The organism is Geobacillus sp. B4113_201601 (assembly GCF_001587475.1).
Classification (GTDB): domain Bacteria; phylum Bacillota; class Bacilli; order Bacillales; family Anoxybacillaceae; genus Geobacillus; species Geobacillus icigianus.
This window is the reverse complement of record NZ_LQYX01000071.1, coordinates 43,375-57,520: the sequence shown is the minus strand read 5'-3', so window position 1 is coordinate 57,520 and position 14,146 is coordinate 43,375. Positions and strand designations below refer to the sequence as shown.

Genomic DNA, 14,146 nt, shown 5'->3' with positions numbered 1-14,146 from the left:
CCCCCCCGCCGTTTGCTCAATACGGCGATCATATTTGTCTTTACAAGTCGAACACCTCTTTTGATGAGAAGCCACAAAATCACTTCCCTCTTGCCATTTGGTTCATTTTTTTGTATGATCAATCTTGTTAAATCGTAATGATTACTATTTTCAAGGAGGAGGCTGGACAGATGAACAAAATTCCTGTCACGGTAGTAAGCGGTTATTTAGGAGCTGGAAAAACAACCTTGCTTCATCATATCTTGCACAATCGCGAAGGAAAAAAAATCGCCGTCATTGTCAACGATATGAGCGAAATCAATATTGATGCCGAGCTGATTCGGCAAAACGGCTTTTTCCGCACCGAGGAAAAGCTGGTGCAAATCCAAAACGGCTGTATTTGCTGCACTTTGAGAGAGGATTTAATCAAAGCCGTCGACCAGCTCGTTGAAAATGGGGGGATCGACTATATTGTCATTGAATCTTCCGGAATTAGTGAACCGATTCCCGTCGCTCAAACCTTTACCTATTTAGACGAAGAGCTGGGAATCGACTTGTCGAAAAAATGCCGTTTAGACACGATGGTGACGGTGGTCGATGCCAATCGTTTTTGGGCGGACTTTTCCTCAGGCGAAACCTTGCTTGACCGTCAACAGGCCGTCGCTGAAACGGACAGCCGGGAAATCGCGGATTTGCTCATTGAACAAATCGAATTCGCCAATGTCATCATTGTCAATAAAATCGATCTTGTCTCGCCAGAGGAAGCGCAAAAATTACAAACCGTGCTTCACAAGCTCAATCCAGAAGCCGTCATCATCCCGGCAACCTTCGGCCAAGTGCCGCTTGATTCCATTTTAAACACTCACTTATTTGATTTTGAAAAAGCGAGCCAATCAGCCGGTTGGATCAAAGAGCTGAATGAAGAGCACACCCCCGAGACCGAGCAATACGGCATCTCTTCTTTTGTGTATCGAAGAAGGCGGCCGTTTCATCCGGAACGGTTGATGAATTGGTTTGAAAACTGGCCAACAGAGGTCGTTCGCGCGAAAGGCTTTCTTTGGCTTGCACCTTGGAATGACGTATGCGTTCTCCTATCCCAAGCGGGAACATCCGTCTCCATCCAAGCAGCAGGACGATGGATCGCCTCCTATCCAGAGGAAGATAGACAACTGTTCTTGCAAGAAGAGGGGACATGGCGGGAAAAATGGGATGAGACCTACGGCGATCGCATGACCGAACTCGTGTTCATCGGTATTGACATGAATGCGGATGACATCGCACGCTCGTTGGATCAATGTTTGCTGACCGATGACGAGATGAAGGAAGATTGGACTTTGTTTCCGAATCCGTTCCCTTCATTCGTTCCTTCCGATGACTTCGCGCCGCCTGCTGCTTTAGATATTTCGTAATAACGCAAAACTTGGCGGAAACCGTTTGCGTTTTTGCCGCAATCGATGAGACAGAACCGGGTCGCCAAACTCCCGTAAAAATCACCTAGCAGGCTGGTCATTGAATCGTGGATAGTCCTTGACAATGTCATCGCTGTTGTATCGGTCCTGCTTTCCGCTCATTCTCCGATTGGTTAAGCGATTCAGCTGTTTTTCACCAGCCTTCTAGGGGCAAAGAGCAGTTTTTTGGCGAAATACCGCTGATGGGCTGGCAACGGCAGTATTTGCCGTCTTGATCAATGACAATTGATCATTTTCAAATCGTAATCATTACGATAAAATAACACACACACATCTGTCAGTATAAGAAAGGAGTTCCCTATGAGAACAACGTCCATCCTTTTGTCTCTCCTTTTGACGCTGAGCGCTTGGCTGTACGGCTGTCAATCGAATCCGGAGACAAACGAAGCGCAACCATCGAAAGACCGACTGACGATTTACACGACGGTGTATCCGCTCGAAGACTTTGCGAAAAAGATCGGCGGCGACGCGGTAATCGTAAAAAGCGTATATCCGCCGGGGGCGGAAGCTCATACGTTCGAACCGACGACGAAAACGGTGCAGCAAATTGCCGAGGCGGACGCTTTCATTTACATCGGCCAAGGAATGGAACCGTTCGCCGAAAAGCTGAAAGAAACGTTGCAACATGAGCATGTCCGATTTTTCGTGGCCACCGAAGGCATTGAATGGCTTGAAGCCAACGATGAACACGAACATGAGCATGACGAAGCGCACAAAGACGAACAAAGCGAAAACGATCAGGCAGACCATAACCACGGACACAGCGAAGGCGATGAGGCAGACCATGGCCACGGACACGGTGACCGAGACCCCCACGTGTGGCTTGATCCGATCCGCTCGATCGTGATCGCCGAGAACATTCGCGATCTGCTGACGGAACTGAAGCCGGAAAAAAAAGCGCAGTTTCAGAAAAACTTCGAAACCGTAAAAACAAAGCTCGAGCGTCTTGACGCCCAGTTCCGATCGGTCATCGAAAAAGCGCCGAAAAAAGAAATTCTTGTCTCCCACCAAGCGTATGGATATTGGGAAGACCGCTACGGCATCAAGCAGCTGAGCGTTTCCGGGCTGTCGCCAAGCAACGAACCGTCGCAAAAAGCGCTGGCGCAGCTGATCGAAACGGCGAAACAACATCAGATCCGCTATATGATTTTTGAGCAAAACGTTCATCCGAAAACAGCGGAAGTGATTCAAAACGAACTCGGCGCCCAACCGCTCCGTCTTCATAACTTAGAATCGCTGACCACTGAAGATCGAAAAGCGGGGAGCGATTATTTTTCCATCATGGAGGAAAATATTCGCACATTGCAAACAGCGCTTCAATAACCACATCCCGAGGGCGTCTCAACCAGCGATGAGACGCCTTTTTTTGTCGCCGCATGGCCTCGCGCTTGCCCCAACAGTCCGGTGAAAAACCGCTAATTCCCTTCAGCAATGAGGGCAGGACCGATGCAACAAGGTTTTTCTCGTTGAAAAATGAGATGGCAAAGCCTTATCCACGAGTAAATCACCACCCCTCCAAGCCAGCGCGGTTAAGAACGAACGCTTGACGCCCCGCTCAACATCACGCCTATTTCAAGCCCCAAGCTAGCGCATTAAGAACGTCCCGCTTTTTGCACCTTTGACCGGCGAGAACTTCCTTCTTCTTGCTCTTTTCTCTTGCGGCAACAGAAAAGCCGACATTCGGAATAACTTACGAAACATTGGCAAACCATAAAGAAAAAAAAGAAAGGAATGGCTGAACGTGGATGATTTGGTGATTGCCCGCAGCTTATTCGGGACGACGATGGCTTTTCATATCATTTTTGCCACGCTAGGCGTCGGAATTCCGCTGTTGATTTTATTGGCGGAGCTTCTGTACCAGAAGACGAAAGACCGCGATTACGCCGTCATGGCGAAACGGTGGACGAAAGGATTGGCGGTTTTGCTTGGGGTCGCCATTCCGTCCGGCACTATCGCCGGGGTGCAGCTGTCGCTCTTATGGCCGGGGTTTATGGAAGTGATCGGAAAGGTGATGTCGCTTCCGTTTCAAATTGAGATTTACGCCTTTTTTATTGAAGCGCTGTTCATGTCGATTTATGTGTACGCCGCTGACCGCATCTCTCCATGGATGCGGATTGTCAGCGTCTGTTTTGTCGCTCTCGGCGCCAGCGCTTCTGCCATTTTGATTACGAATGTCCATGCGTTTGAAGGCACACCGGCGGGATTTCGGATCGAAAACGGTGAAATCGTCGATGTCGACCCGTGGGCGGCCTTTTTCAACCCAAGCTTTTTCGTCACGGCCGGACACGTCGTTTTGTCCGCTTATATGACCGGGGCGTTCGTGTTGGCTTCCATCGCCGCTTATCAGTTATTGCGCGCCCGACAGGACAAACGAGTGCGCCGGTTTCACCAAAAGGCGCTCAAGCTCTCGTTGACCATCGGCGGCGTCTTCTCGCTGCTGACCGCGATCAACGGCCATGAATCCGCCCAGCTTCTGCATGAATACCAGCCGGAAAAACTGGCCGCCGCTGAAGGGCTGTTTGACACCCAATCCCATGCCCCGCTGGCCATCGGCGGATGGACCGATCCGAAAACGCAATCGGTCAAATGGGCGATCGAAATTCCATGGGCGCTCAGCTTTTTAGCCGGCAACCGTTTCGACACGGTCGTCAAAGGGCTGAACGACTTTCCAAAAGAATGGTGGCCGCCGCTGTTTGTCCATACGCTGTTCAACGCCATGGTAGGGATCGGCATGTTTCTTTTGGTTTTATCCATCGCGGCTTGGATTTGGCAAAAGCGGCGAGCTTCTCTCGATTTTCCGCGCTCGTTTCTCTACAGTTTCGTCGCCGCTGGGCCGCTGGCAGTAATCGGCATTGAATGCGGCTGGATTTTCGCCTGCACCGGAAGACAGCCATGGGTCATTTACCGGATGATGAAAACAGAAGACGCCGTCACGCAAACGGAAAATTTAGCGCTCCTGTTCGCGTTGTTCGTGGCCATTTACGTTTTGTTGAGCATCGCTGTCGTGCTCGTGCTTCGCTACTATTTCCGCCGCCATCCGGTGGCGGATGACCTGCGACCATCGCCTGGCGAGGACACGTTGTCCGTCTAGAAGGCTGGTGAAAAACGGCTGAGCCCCTTCATCAATGGGAGAATGTGCCGAAAGAAGGACCGATACAACAAGGTTTTTCTCATTGTAAAGGCATATCCACGATGACATCACCAGCCTCCTAGAAGGCTGGTGAAAAAACGCTGTTTGCCTTGATCGATGATGGAACGCTTGAACATAGAAGCTGATGCAACCGGTTTTTCTATTTGAGAAACGATTGCGAGAAGCGGTTGCGTGAGTAAATCACCGCCCCCCTAGAAAGGAGAACGTTGATGACAAACGAGTTGATCGCTGTTTCAGTGCTGTGGGGATTTATTTTCATCTATGCGGTCATGGCGACGATGGATTTTGGCGCCGGGTTTTGGTCGATGATCTACATCCATCGCGCCAGAGCGAACGCCACGAAAATTGCCAACCGCTATTTATCGCCCACTTGGGAGGTGACCAATGTCTTTATCGTCGCGATTGTCGTCGCCTTGTTCAGCTTTTTTCCCGGCGCCGCTTTTCTGCTTGGGACGGTGCTGCTTGTCCCCGGCAGCATCATTTTGATCTTGCTCGCCATCCGCAGCGCTTTCTTGGTCTTTGCCCACGTGGCGAAAGAATATGAAAAAGCGCTCACTTATATTTCCGGCCTCACCGGCATTATCATCCCGGCTCTGCTTATCAGCGTGCTGCCGATCACGCATGGAACGTTCATCGAGGTCGATGCGGGCGTTCCGACGCTCGATTTGAAACGCTTTTTTACGAGCGCCCATGCCTATTCCTTTATGGGCTTTGCGATTTCGAGCACGCTGTTTCTCTCCTCTCTTTTATTGGCGGATTATTCGCTTGAAGCCGGAGATCGGGAAGCCTACCGCCTGTATCGGCGCAACGCTTGGATCACGGGGCCGATTTCGCTGCTGATGGCCGGAGGCATCATGTTGACGATGCGCAACGAAGCGGCATGGCTGTATGACAACATGATGGAGTATTGGCCTTGGCTCGCCGGCTCGGTAGCGATGTTCGCCGCCGCGGGCATGGCGTTGCTGCTGCCGTCGGCGAAGCATCCGGGCGTGCAGGGGCGGCCGCGGTTGGCGGTCATTGCGATTGTTATTCAGTATTTTCTCGCCAGTTACGCCTATGGAAAAGCCCATCTGCCCTATATGGTGTATCCAGATGTGACGATCGAGTCGGCCTTTACCCATCCCGACACGTTCCGGGCGCTGTTTGTCTCCTACATCGTCGGTTTCCTGATTTTGTTTCCGGGCTTTGTCTATTTCTGGCGGCTGTTTATGCACGACAAACGCTATGTGCGGCCAAAATAAACAGACAGAAAAATTCCATGGGCAGCACGATTTTCCATTCACCTAGGGATGAAAATCCGCGCCAGTTCGGCATTTTCACGGAAAGATCCATGGGCAATGGTTTGCCCTCCACCCGGGGATGAAAATCACCGCTCGCCGGCGTGGGATTTTCACAGAAAACGCGCGGCCAAAATAAATGGGAAAAGGCGCTCCACACAGCTAGAGGCGCCTTTCCCCAGACCGCCGCGCGACGGGAACCCCGCCAGGCCGTCTTCTCTCGCTATTGCAACGAGCGGACGTAGGCGGCGATCGCCGCGATTTCCCCCGGCGTCAACGTCGACACTTCTTTCGTCCGATGGCGGCGGATCGCTTCCTCGATCGTTTTCGCGCTGCCGTCATGCAAATACGGAGCGGTCGCCCAGACGCCGCGCAGCGTCGGCGTATCCCACTGCTTCGGCGTCCGCGGGTTTGTGAACCGGGCGCGGGCGTCGCCTTGGGAGGCGCGGTCCTTCGGGTTGGCCGTACCGATATCATGCAAATAGGCGGTATTGGCAGTCGTCAATTTGCCGTCCGGCCCGACCGCTTTGCCGCTGTCGGTGAAATATTCGCCCCCATGGCAGCGTAAGCAATTCCCTTTCCCGTTAAAGAGCCGCTCCCCTTCCTGCGCTTCCTCCGTCAAACGGCCGTCCGCCTTTCGATACGGGCTTTTCGGCACCGGGAAGGAGCGGGGGTCATTCAAGTAGGCGAGCATGGCGTCAAACATATGCTGGACGTTCGGCGGCAGCGGCTTGGACGGGTCGATCGCCATCATGCCGCCCATCTCGCCTTGCACCGTATGAATATAGTCGGTAAAATCGTCGCGCGAGCCGTCCCACATAAACAGCCCCGTTTTCGTCGCCAAAATGTTGCTCGGCACGTTGCGCGGCCCTTTCGCGGTCATAAGCGTCAAGCCGTTGATGTCGCCGTCGCTATGGCACGACGCGCAGCTCATCCAGTTATTCCCCGTTATATTGATGGCGAATTCGTCGCTGTTTGCGCTGTAAAAGATCGTTTTCCCTTCGCGCACGAGCGGAGAGAGCGAATCTTTGGCAATGAGGCGGATCGGGCCGTCTTCCTGCTTCGCTTTCGCATACGGGCTTTTCCCGCCGGTGTTGATCACCGCGACATCATGGCTCATGGCGTTGTGGACGTACAAGACGTTTCCCGCGGGCGAAATCGCCACCCCGCGCGGATTGTTGCCGTGGATGCGGCGCAAAATTTGCGTCGCCTTGCCGCCGCGGCGCAAGTCGAAGACGACGAGATCCTCGCTGCCGGACATGATCGCGTACGCTTTGCCGCCGTCCGGCGAAAACGCCACATCGTACGGATTGGAGACGATGATCGTCTCGTTATGGACATCGGTGACATTGATGGCGGCAAACAGCTCTTTCCGCTCGTTCGTCAACTCAACGTCGTTCGTCACATCAATGACCGAAATGGCTGGAAACACCGTTTCCTCAAATTGAATCGGCGTGTCGACGTTCGTCAATAAATGCGGAACGTACGCCTTCTTCCCGTCCGGCGCGATGACGATTTGCTCGAGTGTGTTCGGGAGGCCTTGGCTTTTTTTCCGGTCGACTTGATCCGGCGACGGGGCGAGGGCGATTTCCTTGATGACCTTCCGTTTTTTCGCGTCAATCACGGTGATTTTCGCGGCCAAATATTGTGTCACGTACAGCTTCCTTCCGTCCGCTGTCAGCGCCAGTGCCCGCGGACGGTCCCCTGCTCGGATGTCTTTGATTCGCTTCCCGTTCTCGGCGTCAAACACCGAGACCGTGCCTGAGCGGTAGTTGGCTACGTAGACTTCCGTCCCGTCGGGGCTCGTGACGATGCCGAACGGCTCGATGCCCGTTTTCCAACGATCGATGACTTTCCGCTTGGCAAGCGACACCACGTCCACTTCATCATCATACATGCAGGAAACGTACAGCGTCCGGCCATCCGGGCTGAGTGCGAGCTGGCGCGGTTCGCGGCCGACGGGAATCTCCGCCTCCTTTTTCTTCGTTTTCGTATTGACGATCGTTACCGTATCAACGTCAATGTTGGCGGTATAGACATAGCGTCCGTCGCTGCTGATGGCGATATTGTCGCCGTGCGCCGGGGCGTGCCTTGTCGTTTTCGGCTTTTCTTGCCACGCTTTCTCAGCTTGGCAGCCGGCCAACAAGACGGCCACCGCCACGGCGAACCACCATGTGCGCATTTCCATTCCCCCGTCTTTTTACGAAAATGATAACCATCCTCAATTTTACAAAGAAAAGCGGCGAATCTCAATCCCATCCGCCGCTTTTCATTCCTGTTAATTGCTGTCGGAGCCGGTTTTGATTTTGACCGTCCGCAGCACCGGCGCGATGCCGTATTTGCCGCCGGCTGACTGCACTTGCGGCACATGATCGCGGTCGGTGTTGCCCAATGTTTTTCCTTTGATGTACACATCCCCCGTATCCCAAAACTCGCTCGCCTGCATCCCTTCTGCAAGCGTCGGCCCGTCGACGATCCGGTCGTAAAAGTCGACGTAGCGGGAGATGATCGTTTCGCGTTCCAATGCTTTCGCCGTCTCACCGGCTTGGTCGTTGTTCAAGTTTTGCAGCGCGACGCGGAACACGCCCGACAACGCGCCGGCGAGCCATGGGGTGTACTCGTCCTCTTTTTCGCCGGTATGGTACACATGCCATGTTTTATCCCAAAAATGGCGGTCCATCGCTTCGTAAACACGGCGCGCCGCATCGCGGTATGCTTCGTTTTTTGTCGCCAAAAACGCCGCCGTCAGCCCGCGGATGGCGCCAAGCTGAGCAAGCAGCGTCGGCTCCTCTTGATCCGGCCCTTGGCCGATCGTATAGCCGTTAGCCACCAACCCGTCTTTTCGCATCAACTGTTTCAAAATAAAGTCCGCTTGCCGGCGGATCATCTGAAGCGCCCGCTTTCCTTCCGGCGTGCCGAGCCCTTTGGCGCTCTCGCCGCTCGCATAGCCGACCGGCATCCCATCAATGGCGCGCTCAAAAATGCGGAGCGCTTCCATCGTATAACCAGCGTGGAACGTATCGACCCGCTTTCCTTGCGCATGGCCGTCATGTTCGGTCACAAACGCGCCCGCTTGTTCGTTGAAATGCATGGCATCGATGTTGCGAAAGACTTGCAGCAGCACGTCGCGGTTGACGGAATACGGATCGTCGGCCGTGCGGTCGTTGGCTCGATCGGCATCGACATTTTCCTTCGCCGCTTTCGGGAACGGGCTTCCATCAAACACGGCCAAAAACGCCGGATTTTGGTTTTGGTTTTCCGGGCGCTGATCCGTCATGCCGAAAAACTCCGCCGCCGGCCAAAGCATCAGCCATTGATCGGCAAGCAAGCTGCGGGGATCTTTGACGACCAGCTTCGCCGCATCCGGCGCTCGCTCGCTTCCCCCTTCGGCCACTTCCACGGCGTGCGGCAAATAGACCAATCCGCCGCTTGGATTGTAGCGGCTGCCCGCTGCATTCGTCAACATTTGTCGCTTCGCATCATAAAACAAATGATCGCGGATAAAAGCGAGCTTGTTCCATATTTGTTCCGTCAAAATCATCCCTTGCAGCCCGTCGGCGGAGCTGACACCAAGAGCGACGTTCCCGCTTCGATCATCATTTGGCGTTTTCGCTTCCACTTCTTCGTCGCTGTCTTTTTGGTGGAAATTGCCCAAAAAGTCACCAGCCCAAAGCGCCTGCTTCAAAAAGACGCCGCCGTAAGCTGCCGGCGTGAGCACTTTCTCCATTTTTCCGCGATCCCAACGAAGCGATTGAAAATCGACTTGATAGACAGGAACGTATGTGCCGTCATCATTTTCCGCGTACACGTCCGTGTCGACCTTCTGCGCATAATGCGGGTCGCCGCCGGCATATTCAATGAACGTCGGAAACATGTTGCGGAAAATTTCCTCGCGCGGATAGCCGACGCTGTCAGCAAGTTCATAAAAACGGTCGGCAAGCGCCTGATCGGCAGGCTTTTGCTGTTGTTCCGCGCGCTTTTTGGCGATCGGACCGTGAATGAGATGAAGTCCGAGCCCGGACTTTTCCACGACTTCGTACATCGCCTCTTCCGAATACTCGTACGACTCGATGCCGGCCGTATAGTCAAATTTCGTCGGCTTGTCAAGTTTCCTAGCATCGAGCGTATCCAAGTCCAGTCCGAGCCCTTCCGCCAGCGGTTCGCCGGAAAGCTCAAACTCCGAGTAGGCAAACATATTGCCGGCCGTATCAAACCGATCGTCCGCTACCGGCACGTGCAGACGCGGCGCTTCCGCTGAACGTTTGTCCTCTTTTTCCCCGACGCCGGAACAGCCGGACGCCAACAGCAGCGACACCGCCGCCGAGGTCGCCATCACTTTCCAAGGCATGCGTTTCATCGTTCGTTCCCCCAAACATCATTGATGATCGTTTAGCAGATCCCAGCACGGTTGCTGTTGCGAAAGAAAAACCGCCGTTCCCGCCATGCCGGTCTGCCGCGATGGATCTGGATGGTCTTCCCCTTTTCCGTACCGCTTGAAAACCATGGCTGAACACCGTCGCTTTTTGCGGGAGACGCTAATGATTGAATCACGCAGACCGCTTTCCAGCCTAGTTTCTCAAACGGAAATCGCTTCTTCCCCTCCTCATCGGTCAGAGAGAAGGATCTTTTTTCAAGGCGGCTGATGATGTAATCGCGCAAACGGCTTTACCATGTCATTTCTCAATTCGAAAAACCTTGTTGCATCGGTCCTGCTTTCCGCTCATTCTCTCATTGGTTAAGGGAATGGGCGGCTTTTCACCAGCCTTCAAGATCGTCCAAAGAAAAGGGGGGCTTTATTAAATAACGATTTTCATTCTCATCAATGTCCATTATACGTCGTCATCTCGTCGCATTCAAGCGGAAATCCATTCGATGCGCCGACCCCCTGTCCATAAAAAGCAGCATTCCAGCTCGCATGGGCAAAATCCAGCCGCTTTTTGACATACAGCTGGAGCCGTTTCTTTGCAGCGGCGAATCGCTTCCTCTTCTTCCTGCCATAACAGCACGCGGACGCGGTCGCGGTAAATGATGTACACTCGTTCCTCAGCTTCAGCAGCCATTCCGATCGGCCGGTACACCGCTTCCTCGGCCGCGCCAAAAAACTGCAGCAAATGATCGGTCACTTTCGCCAACACAAGCCCGTAGTGCAGCGGGGTTGGAAACGCCGACAACGACAGGAGCGGGCGATACATCTCGATCAGCTTGAGCAACTCTAGCGGCGATCGCAAGGAAGGGGCGGTTTCGCAATACGCCTTGACGACGCAGCGGAGAAAACGGTGAACAGCGCCAATCCCAGCGCTTGGCAACTCCTGATGTCCCGTTGGCATCGCTGCCACCTCCTCGTATCTTTTATCACCGGCAAAAAGCAGCTTATCCACCTTCGACGCATTAGTGTAAATATGGCGCAGTACGTATTCACTGTGAAAAGCAGCTTATCCATCTTTGCCTCCGTTCGCAGAAAGGGCTTCTCATCGTTGACCGAAGGAACAGAAAACGACACCTGATGCGATGCAGCCACGTCGTTTGCCAGCGATTCAGCCGCTCCTACAAGGGCGGTAAAAAAGGCTGTTTCGTTGCCCAATGAGAGCAGATGAAAAAAGAACTTGTGTTTTCAAGTGTGCCGATGCTTCGATCACCCTTTTTCCCGCTTGCCCGGAAAAAACATTTATCGGTGCGCTTCCAACTGTTGAATGACTGAGTGAATCGAGCTCCATGACCGTCTGGCAAAATAAATGGGCTTGTCTTTGCTTTTCGCTTTTTCTTTCACTTTTTTCGCCAAATTGTGGTTCACGTAATCGATCATCACTAAAATGGCATCAACGTGCTCAGGAATGTCCTGTCTTACCATATTCACTTTTCGACCGCTAATATGAATGATCTCGCGAAATCCAGAATCGGCCAATTTATCGGAAATGTTGCCCAAATGATCAGCTCCAACGACAAGCAACGACGCCATAAACGCCATTCTCCTTTCCCAATCGTTTTGTTTTTATTTTAATTGAGAATGATTATCTATGTCAATAAAAACCTTCGTTTTAGCCAACGATTGCATTCATAAATTCGCCGGGAAGCGCCATACTATGGATGCAGGCGATTTCATGACAACAAGGGGGATGACTGATGGCGAAGGATGTTCTTTGTGAAGTGCGCAACTGCCACTATTGGGCGGAAGGAAATCGCTGCAGCGCTGAGGCCATTTATGTCGTCAGCCATACGGGAAAGATGGCATCGGATTCATCGGAAACAGACTGCAAAACCTTCATTCCTGCGGATGAAGCGTAACGTCCAACCCATCGAGCGCTGCCTGTTTCAGCGGGCAGCGCTTACCTCATGTAAGGGGGATTGACGATGAATAAGCGCCTAAGCCTCATTCAAGCGTTTCGATCGGAAATGAAGCGGGCTGCCCGCGGAACCACTTTGCTCCACATCAACTCGTTCACTAATTTATGGGAATATGAAATCGGGGCATTTGATGGGTTGCCGCCGGATATCGAACGGCTTGTCGCCGACCGCGCCGCCGAGCTCGGGCTGATGGACGAGTAGGCCTGAATCCTTGCACCATCGGTTCTTCTTTTTCACCCGTTCGCTCATGGATGAGGACAACCCCTGTTGTTCACCCACTTTCTAGAAGTCCGGTGAAAAACCGCGGTCACACACCAATCGATGGCATTTTCATTCAGAAGAGAAAACTGGTTCTGCAGGGTTTTTCTAATTGAGAAATGAGTGGCATCAGTCGTTTTCGCACGAAATCACCAGCCTCCTAGAAAAAAAGCCGGCGCCCGCTACGGATGGGACGCTGGCTTTTCCTCGGCCGGAATGAGCGTTTTCAGTTCACGGCGCAGCAATTTTTGCGCGGCGTTGCGCGGCAGCCGGTTGACGAAGTAAATGCGGGCCGGCACTTTGTATTTTGCCAACCGCGCGCGACAGAACGCGCGCAGCGCTTCTTCATCCGCTGCGGCGCCCGGTTTGAGGCGGACGAAGGCACACGGCACTTGCCCCCATGTTTCATCCTCGATACCGGTCACCCCCGCTTCCTCAACGTCCGGATGCGAAAGCAGGACGGCCTCGATTTCAGCCGGGTAGACGTTTTCTCCTCCGGAAATGATCAAATCGGAACGGCGGTCGAGAACGTACAAAAATCCCTCTTCATCCAAGTAACCGATATCGCCAGTGTACAGCCAGCCGTCGCGAATCGCGGCCGCTGTTGCCTCAGGGCGGCGCCAGTAACCTTTCGTCACGTTCGGCCCTTTGACGACAATTTCCCCCGCTTCGTACGGAGCGGCCGTCTTTCCGTCGTTCTCGATGCGAAGCTGAGCGGGAAAGAGCGGCTTGCCGGCCGAACCGAGCTTCGTCAAGCTGTATTCCGGGGCAAGAGTTACTATTTGCGATGCCGTTTCCGTCATGCCGTACGTTTGATACACCGGTATGCCCTTGTCTTTGCACGCCTCCAAAAGCGGCCGCGGCGCCGGCCCGCCCCCTAGCAGCATACAGCGGAACGTATCCGGATAACGCGCATCCCCAAGCACCGCAAGCAACCGCTGCAACATCGCCGCCACGACCGACATGACTGTCACCTCGCCACGCATGATCCAGTCGTTCGCCTCTTCCGGATCAAACGATGGCTGCAAGCGCATCGGCATGCCATAGATGACGCTGCGCATCACGATCGACAAACCGCTGATGTGAAAGAGCGGCACGGCGGCAAGCCAACAATCGTTCTCCTGCACGCCCAAATTAAGCGCTGATCCGACCGCGCTCCACCAATGGTTGCCGTACGTTTGCATTACTCCTTTCGGCGCTCCAGTGGTGCCGGATGTATACATGATCGTCGCCACATCGTCAAGATCACACGTCTCTTTCTCATCGACCTCCGCTTCCGGAAGCGCCGCCAGTTCTTCGACCGATAGAACGCGGCCGTCGCCGCCCAATCGCCCCGCCAAATCATTATCGGCGATGACGAGCCGGGCGCCGCTGTCGTCAAGTTGCCAACCGAGTTCGTAAGCCGTCAGGCGCACGTTCAGCAGCAACACCCGAGCCCCAAGGAAAAACAAGGCGTGAACGAGCTCCACCATTTCGATGCGATTTTTCATCAACAGCGCGACGATCTCGCCCTCTTTGACACCGACCCGAGCGAGACGGCGCGCCCAAACGGCCGCCGCTTCATGAAGCGCCGCAAACGTTTTTGACCGCTTTCCGTCGCTAACCGCGACTCGCTCCGGCGTCAAAAACGCCCGTTGCTTCAGCCAATTCGGCATCATCGTCATCGGCTT

General features: G+C 53.7%; 12 protein-coding genes. 6 read left to right on the top strand and 6 right to left on the bottom strand.

Going from position 1 to position 14,146, the window contains the following annotated elements:
* Positions 1-170 precede the first annotated feature (170 nt).
* The 4 genes from B4113_RS08705 (at position 171) to B4113_RS08690 (ending at position 5,840) form a co-directional block, all read left to right on the top strand.
* Positions 171-1,388 carry a GTP-binding protein gene (locus B4113_RS08705; RefSeq protein WP_033844397.1) on the top strand — a complete coding sequence of 406 codons (1,218 nt, stop codon included), beginning with the start codon at positions 171-173 and terminating at the stop codon, positions 1,386-1,388.
* Positions 1,389-1,748: 360 nt separating this feature from the next.
* Complete coding sequence (locus tag B4113_RS08700) at positions 1,749-2,771, top strand: metal ABC transporter substrate-binding protein (protein ID WP_033844398.1); 1,023 nt, start codon at positions 1,749-1,751, stop codon at positions 2,769-2,771.
* A gap of 418 nt (positions 2,772-3,189) precedes the next feature.
* A complete protein-coding gene (locus B4113_RS08695) occupies positions 3,190-4,539 on the top strand; it encodes a cytochrome ubiquinol oxidase subunit I (RefSeq protein ID WP_061912408.1) in 1,350 nt (449 codons plus the stop codon).
* A 269-nt stretch (positions 4,540-4,808) separates the two neighbouring features.
* The gene (locus B4113_RS08690) at positions 4,809-5,840 is read left to right on the top strand and encodes a cytochrome d ubiquinol oxidase subunit II (RefSeq protein WP_061912407.1); all 1,032 of its coding nucleotides are present in this window, start codon (positions 4,809-4,811) and stop codon (positions 5,838-5,840) included.
* Between the two features lie 259 nt (positions 5,841-6,099).
* Here the strand turns inward: B4113_RS08690 and B4113_RS08685 are convergent, their stop codons facing one another.
* The 5 genes from B4113_RS08685 to B4113_RS08670 all read right to left on the bottom strand — a co-directional run bounded on the left by B4113_RS08685 (position 6,100) and on the right by B4113_RS08670 (position 11,832).
* Positions 6,100-8,058, bottom strand: coding sequence for a beta-propeller fold lactonase family protein (locus B4113_RS08685; protein ID WP_081897245.1), 1,959 nt, complete (start codon positions 8,056-8,058; stop codon positions 6,100-6,102).
* A gap of 96 nt (positions 8,059-8,154) precedes the next feature.
* Positions 8,155-10,233, bottom strand: coding sequence for a hypothetical protein (locus B4113_RS08680; RefSeq protein ID WP_061912406.1), 2,079 nt, complete (start codon positions 10,231-10,233; stop codon positions 8,155-8,157).
* A 32-nt stretch (positions 10,234-10,265) separates the two neighbouring features.
* Positions 10,266-10,535 carry a hypothetical protein gene (locus B4113_RS19525; protein ID WP_153017144.1) on the bottom strand — a complete coding sequence of 90 codons (270 nt, stop codon included), beginning with the start codon at positions 10,533-10,535 and terminating at the stop codon, positions 10,266-10,268.
* A 194-nt stretch (positions 10,536-10,729) separates the two neighbouring features.
* On the bottom strand, positions 10,730-11,203 hold the full coding sequence (locus tag B4113_RS08675) for a hypothetical protein (RefSeq protein WP_033844406.1): 474 nt from the start codon (positions 11,201-11,203) through the stop codon (positions 10,730-10,732).
* A 338-nt stretch (positions 11,204-11,541) separates the two neighbouring features.
* The gene (locus B4113_RS08670; RefSeq protein ID WP_033018307.1) at positions 11,542-11,832 is read right to left on the bottom strand and encodes a DUF2325 domain-containing protein; all 291 of its coding nucleotides are present in this window, start codon (positions 11,830-11,832) and stop codon (positions 11,542-11,544) included.
* 164 nt (positions 11,833-11,996) lie between these two features.
* Between B4113_RS08670 and B4113_RS18770 the strand changes: the two genes are divergently transcribed.
* Positions 11,997-12,158, top strand: coding sequence for a DUF1540 domain-containing protein (locus B4113_RS18770; RefSeq protein WP_081897246.1), 162 nt, complete (start codon positions 11,997-11,999; stop codon positions 12,156-12,158).
* Positions 12,159-12,224: 66 nt separating this feature from the next.
* Entirely contained in the window at positions 12,225-12,419 is a 195-nt protein-coding gene (locus B4113_RS08665) for a hypothetical protein (protein WP_033844407.1), read from the top strand.
* Positions 12,420-12,658: 239 nt separating this feature from the next.
* Here B4113_RS08665 and B4113_RS08660 read toward each other — a convergent pair whose 3' ends face one another.
* On the bottom strand, positions 12,659-14,140 hold the full coding sequence (locus B4113_RS08660; protein WP_033844408.1) for an o-succinylbenzoate--CoA ligase: 1,482 nt from the start codon (positions 14,138-14,140) through the stop codon (positions 12,659-12,661).
* Positions 14,141-14,146 lie beyond the last annotated feature (6 nt).

What these genes read in the sequence shown, in the direction of transcription:
- B4113_RS08700 (WP_033844398.1), top strand. Translation starts at nt 1,749, where the DNA reads ATGAGAACAACGTCCATCCTTTTGTCTCTCCTTTTGACGCTGAGCGCT.
- B4113_RS08670 (WP_033018307.1), bottom strand. Translation starts at nt 11,832, where the DNA reads ATGGCGTCGTTGCTTGTCGTTGGAGCTGATCATTTGGGCAACATTTCC.
- B4113_RS08685 (WP_081897245.1), bottom strand. Translation starts at nt 8,058, where the DNA reads ATGCGCACATGGTGGTTCGCCGTGGCGGTGGCCGTCTTGTTGGCCGGC.
- B4113_RS08705 (WP_033844397.1), top strand. Translation starts at nt 171, where the DNA reads ATGAACAAAATTCCTGTCACGGTAGTAAGCGGTTATTTAGGAGCTGGA.
- B4113_RS18770 (WP_081897246.1), top strand. Translation starts at nt 11,997, where the DNA reads ATGGCGAAGGATGTTCTTTGTGAAGTGCGCAACTGCCACTATTGGGCG.
- B4113_RS08680 (WP_061912406.1), bottom strand. Translation starts at nt 10,233, where the DNA reads ATGAAACGCATGCCTTGGAAAGTGATGGCGACCTCGGCGGCGGTGTCG.
- B4113_RS08665 (WP_033844407.1), top strand. Translation starts at nt 12,225, where the DNA reads ATGAATAAGCGCCTAAGCCTCATTCAAGCGTTTCGATCGGAAATGAAG.
- B4113_RS08690 (WP_061912407.1), top strand. Translation starts at nt 4,809, where the DNA reads ATGACAAACGAGTTGATCGCTGTTTCAGTGCTGTGGGGATTTATTTTC.
- B4113_RS08675 (WP_033844406.1), bottom strand. Translation starts at nt 11,203, where the DNA reads ATGCCAACGGGACATCAGGAGTTGCCAAGCGCTGGGATTGGCGCTGTT.
- B4113_RS08660 (WP_033844408.1), bottom strand. Translation starts at nt 14,140, where the DNA reads ATGACGATGATGCCGAATTGGCTGAAGCAACGGGCGTTTTTGACGCCG.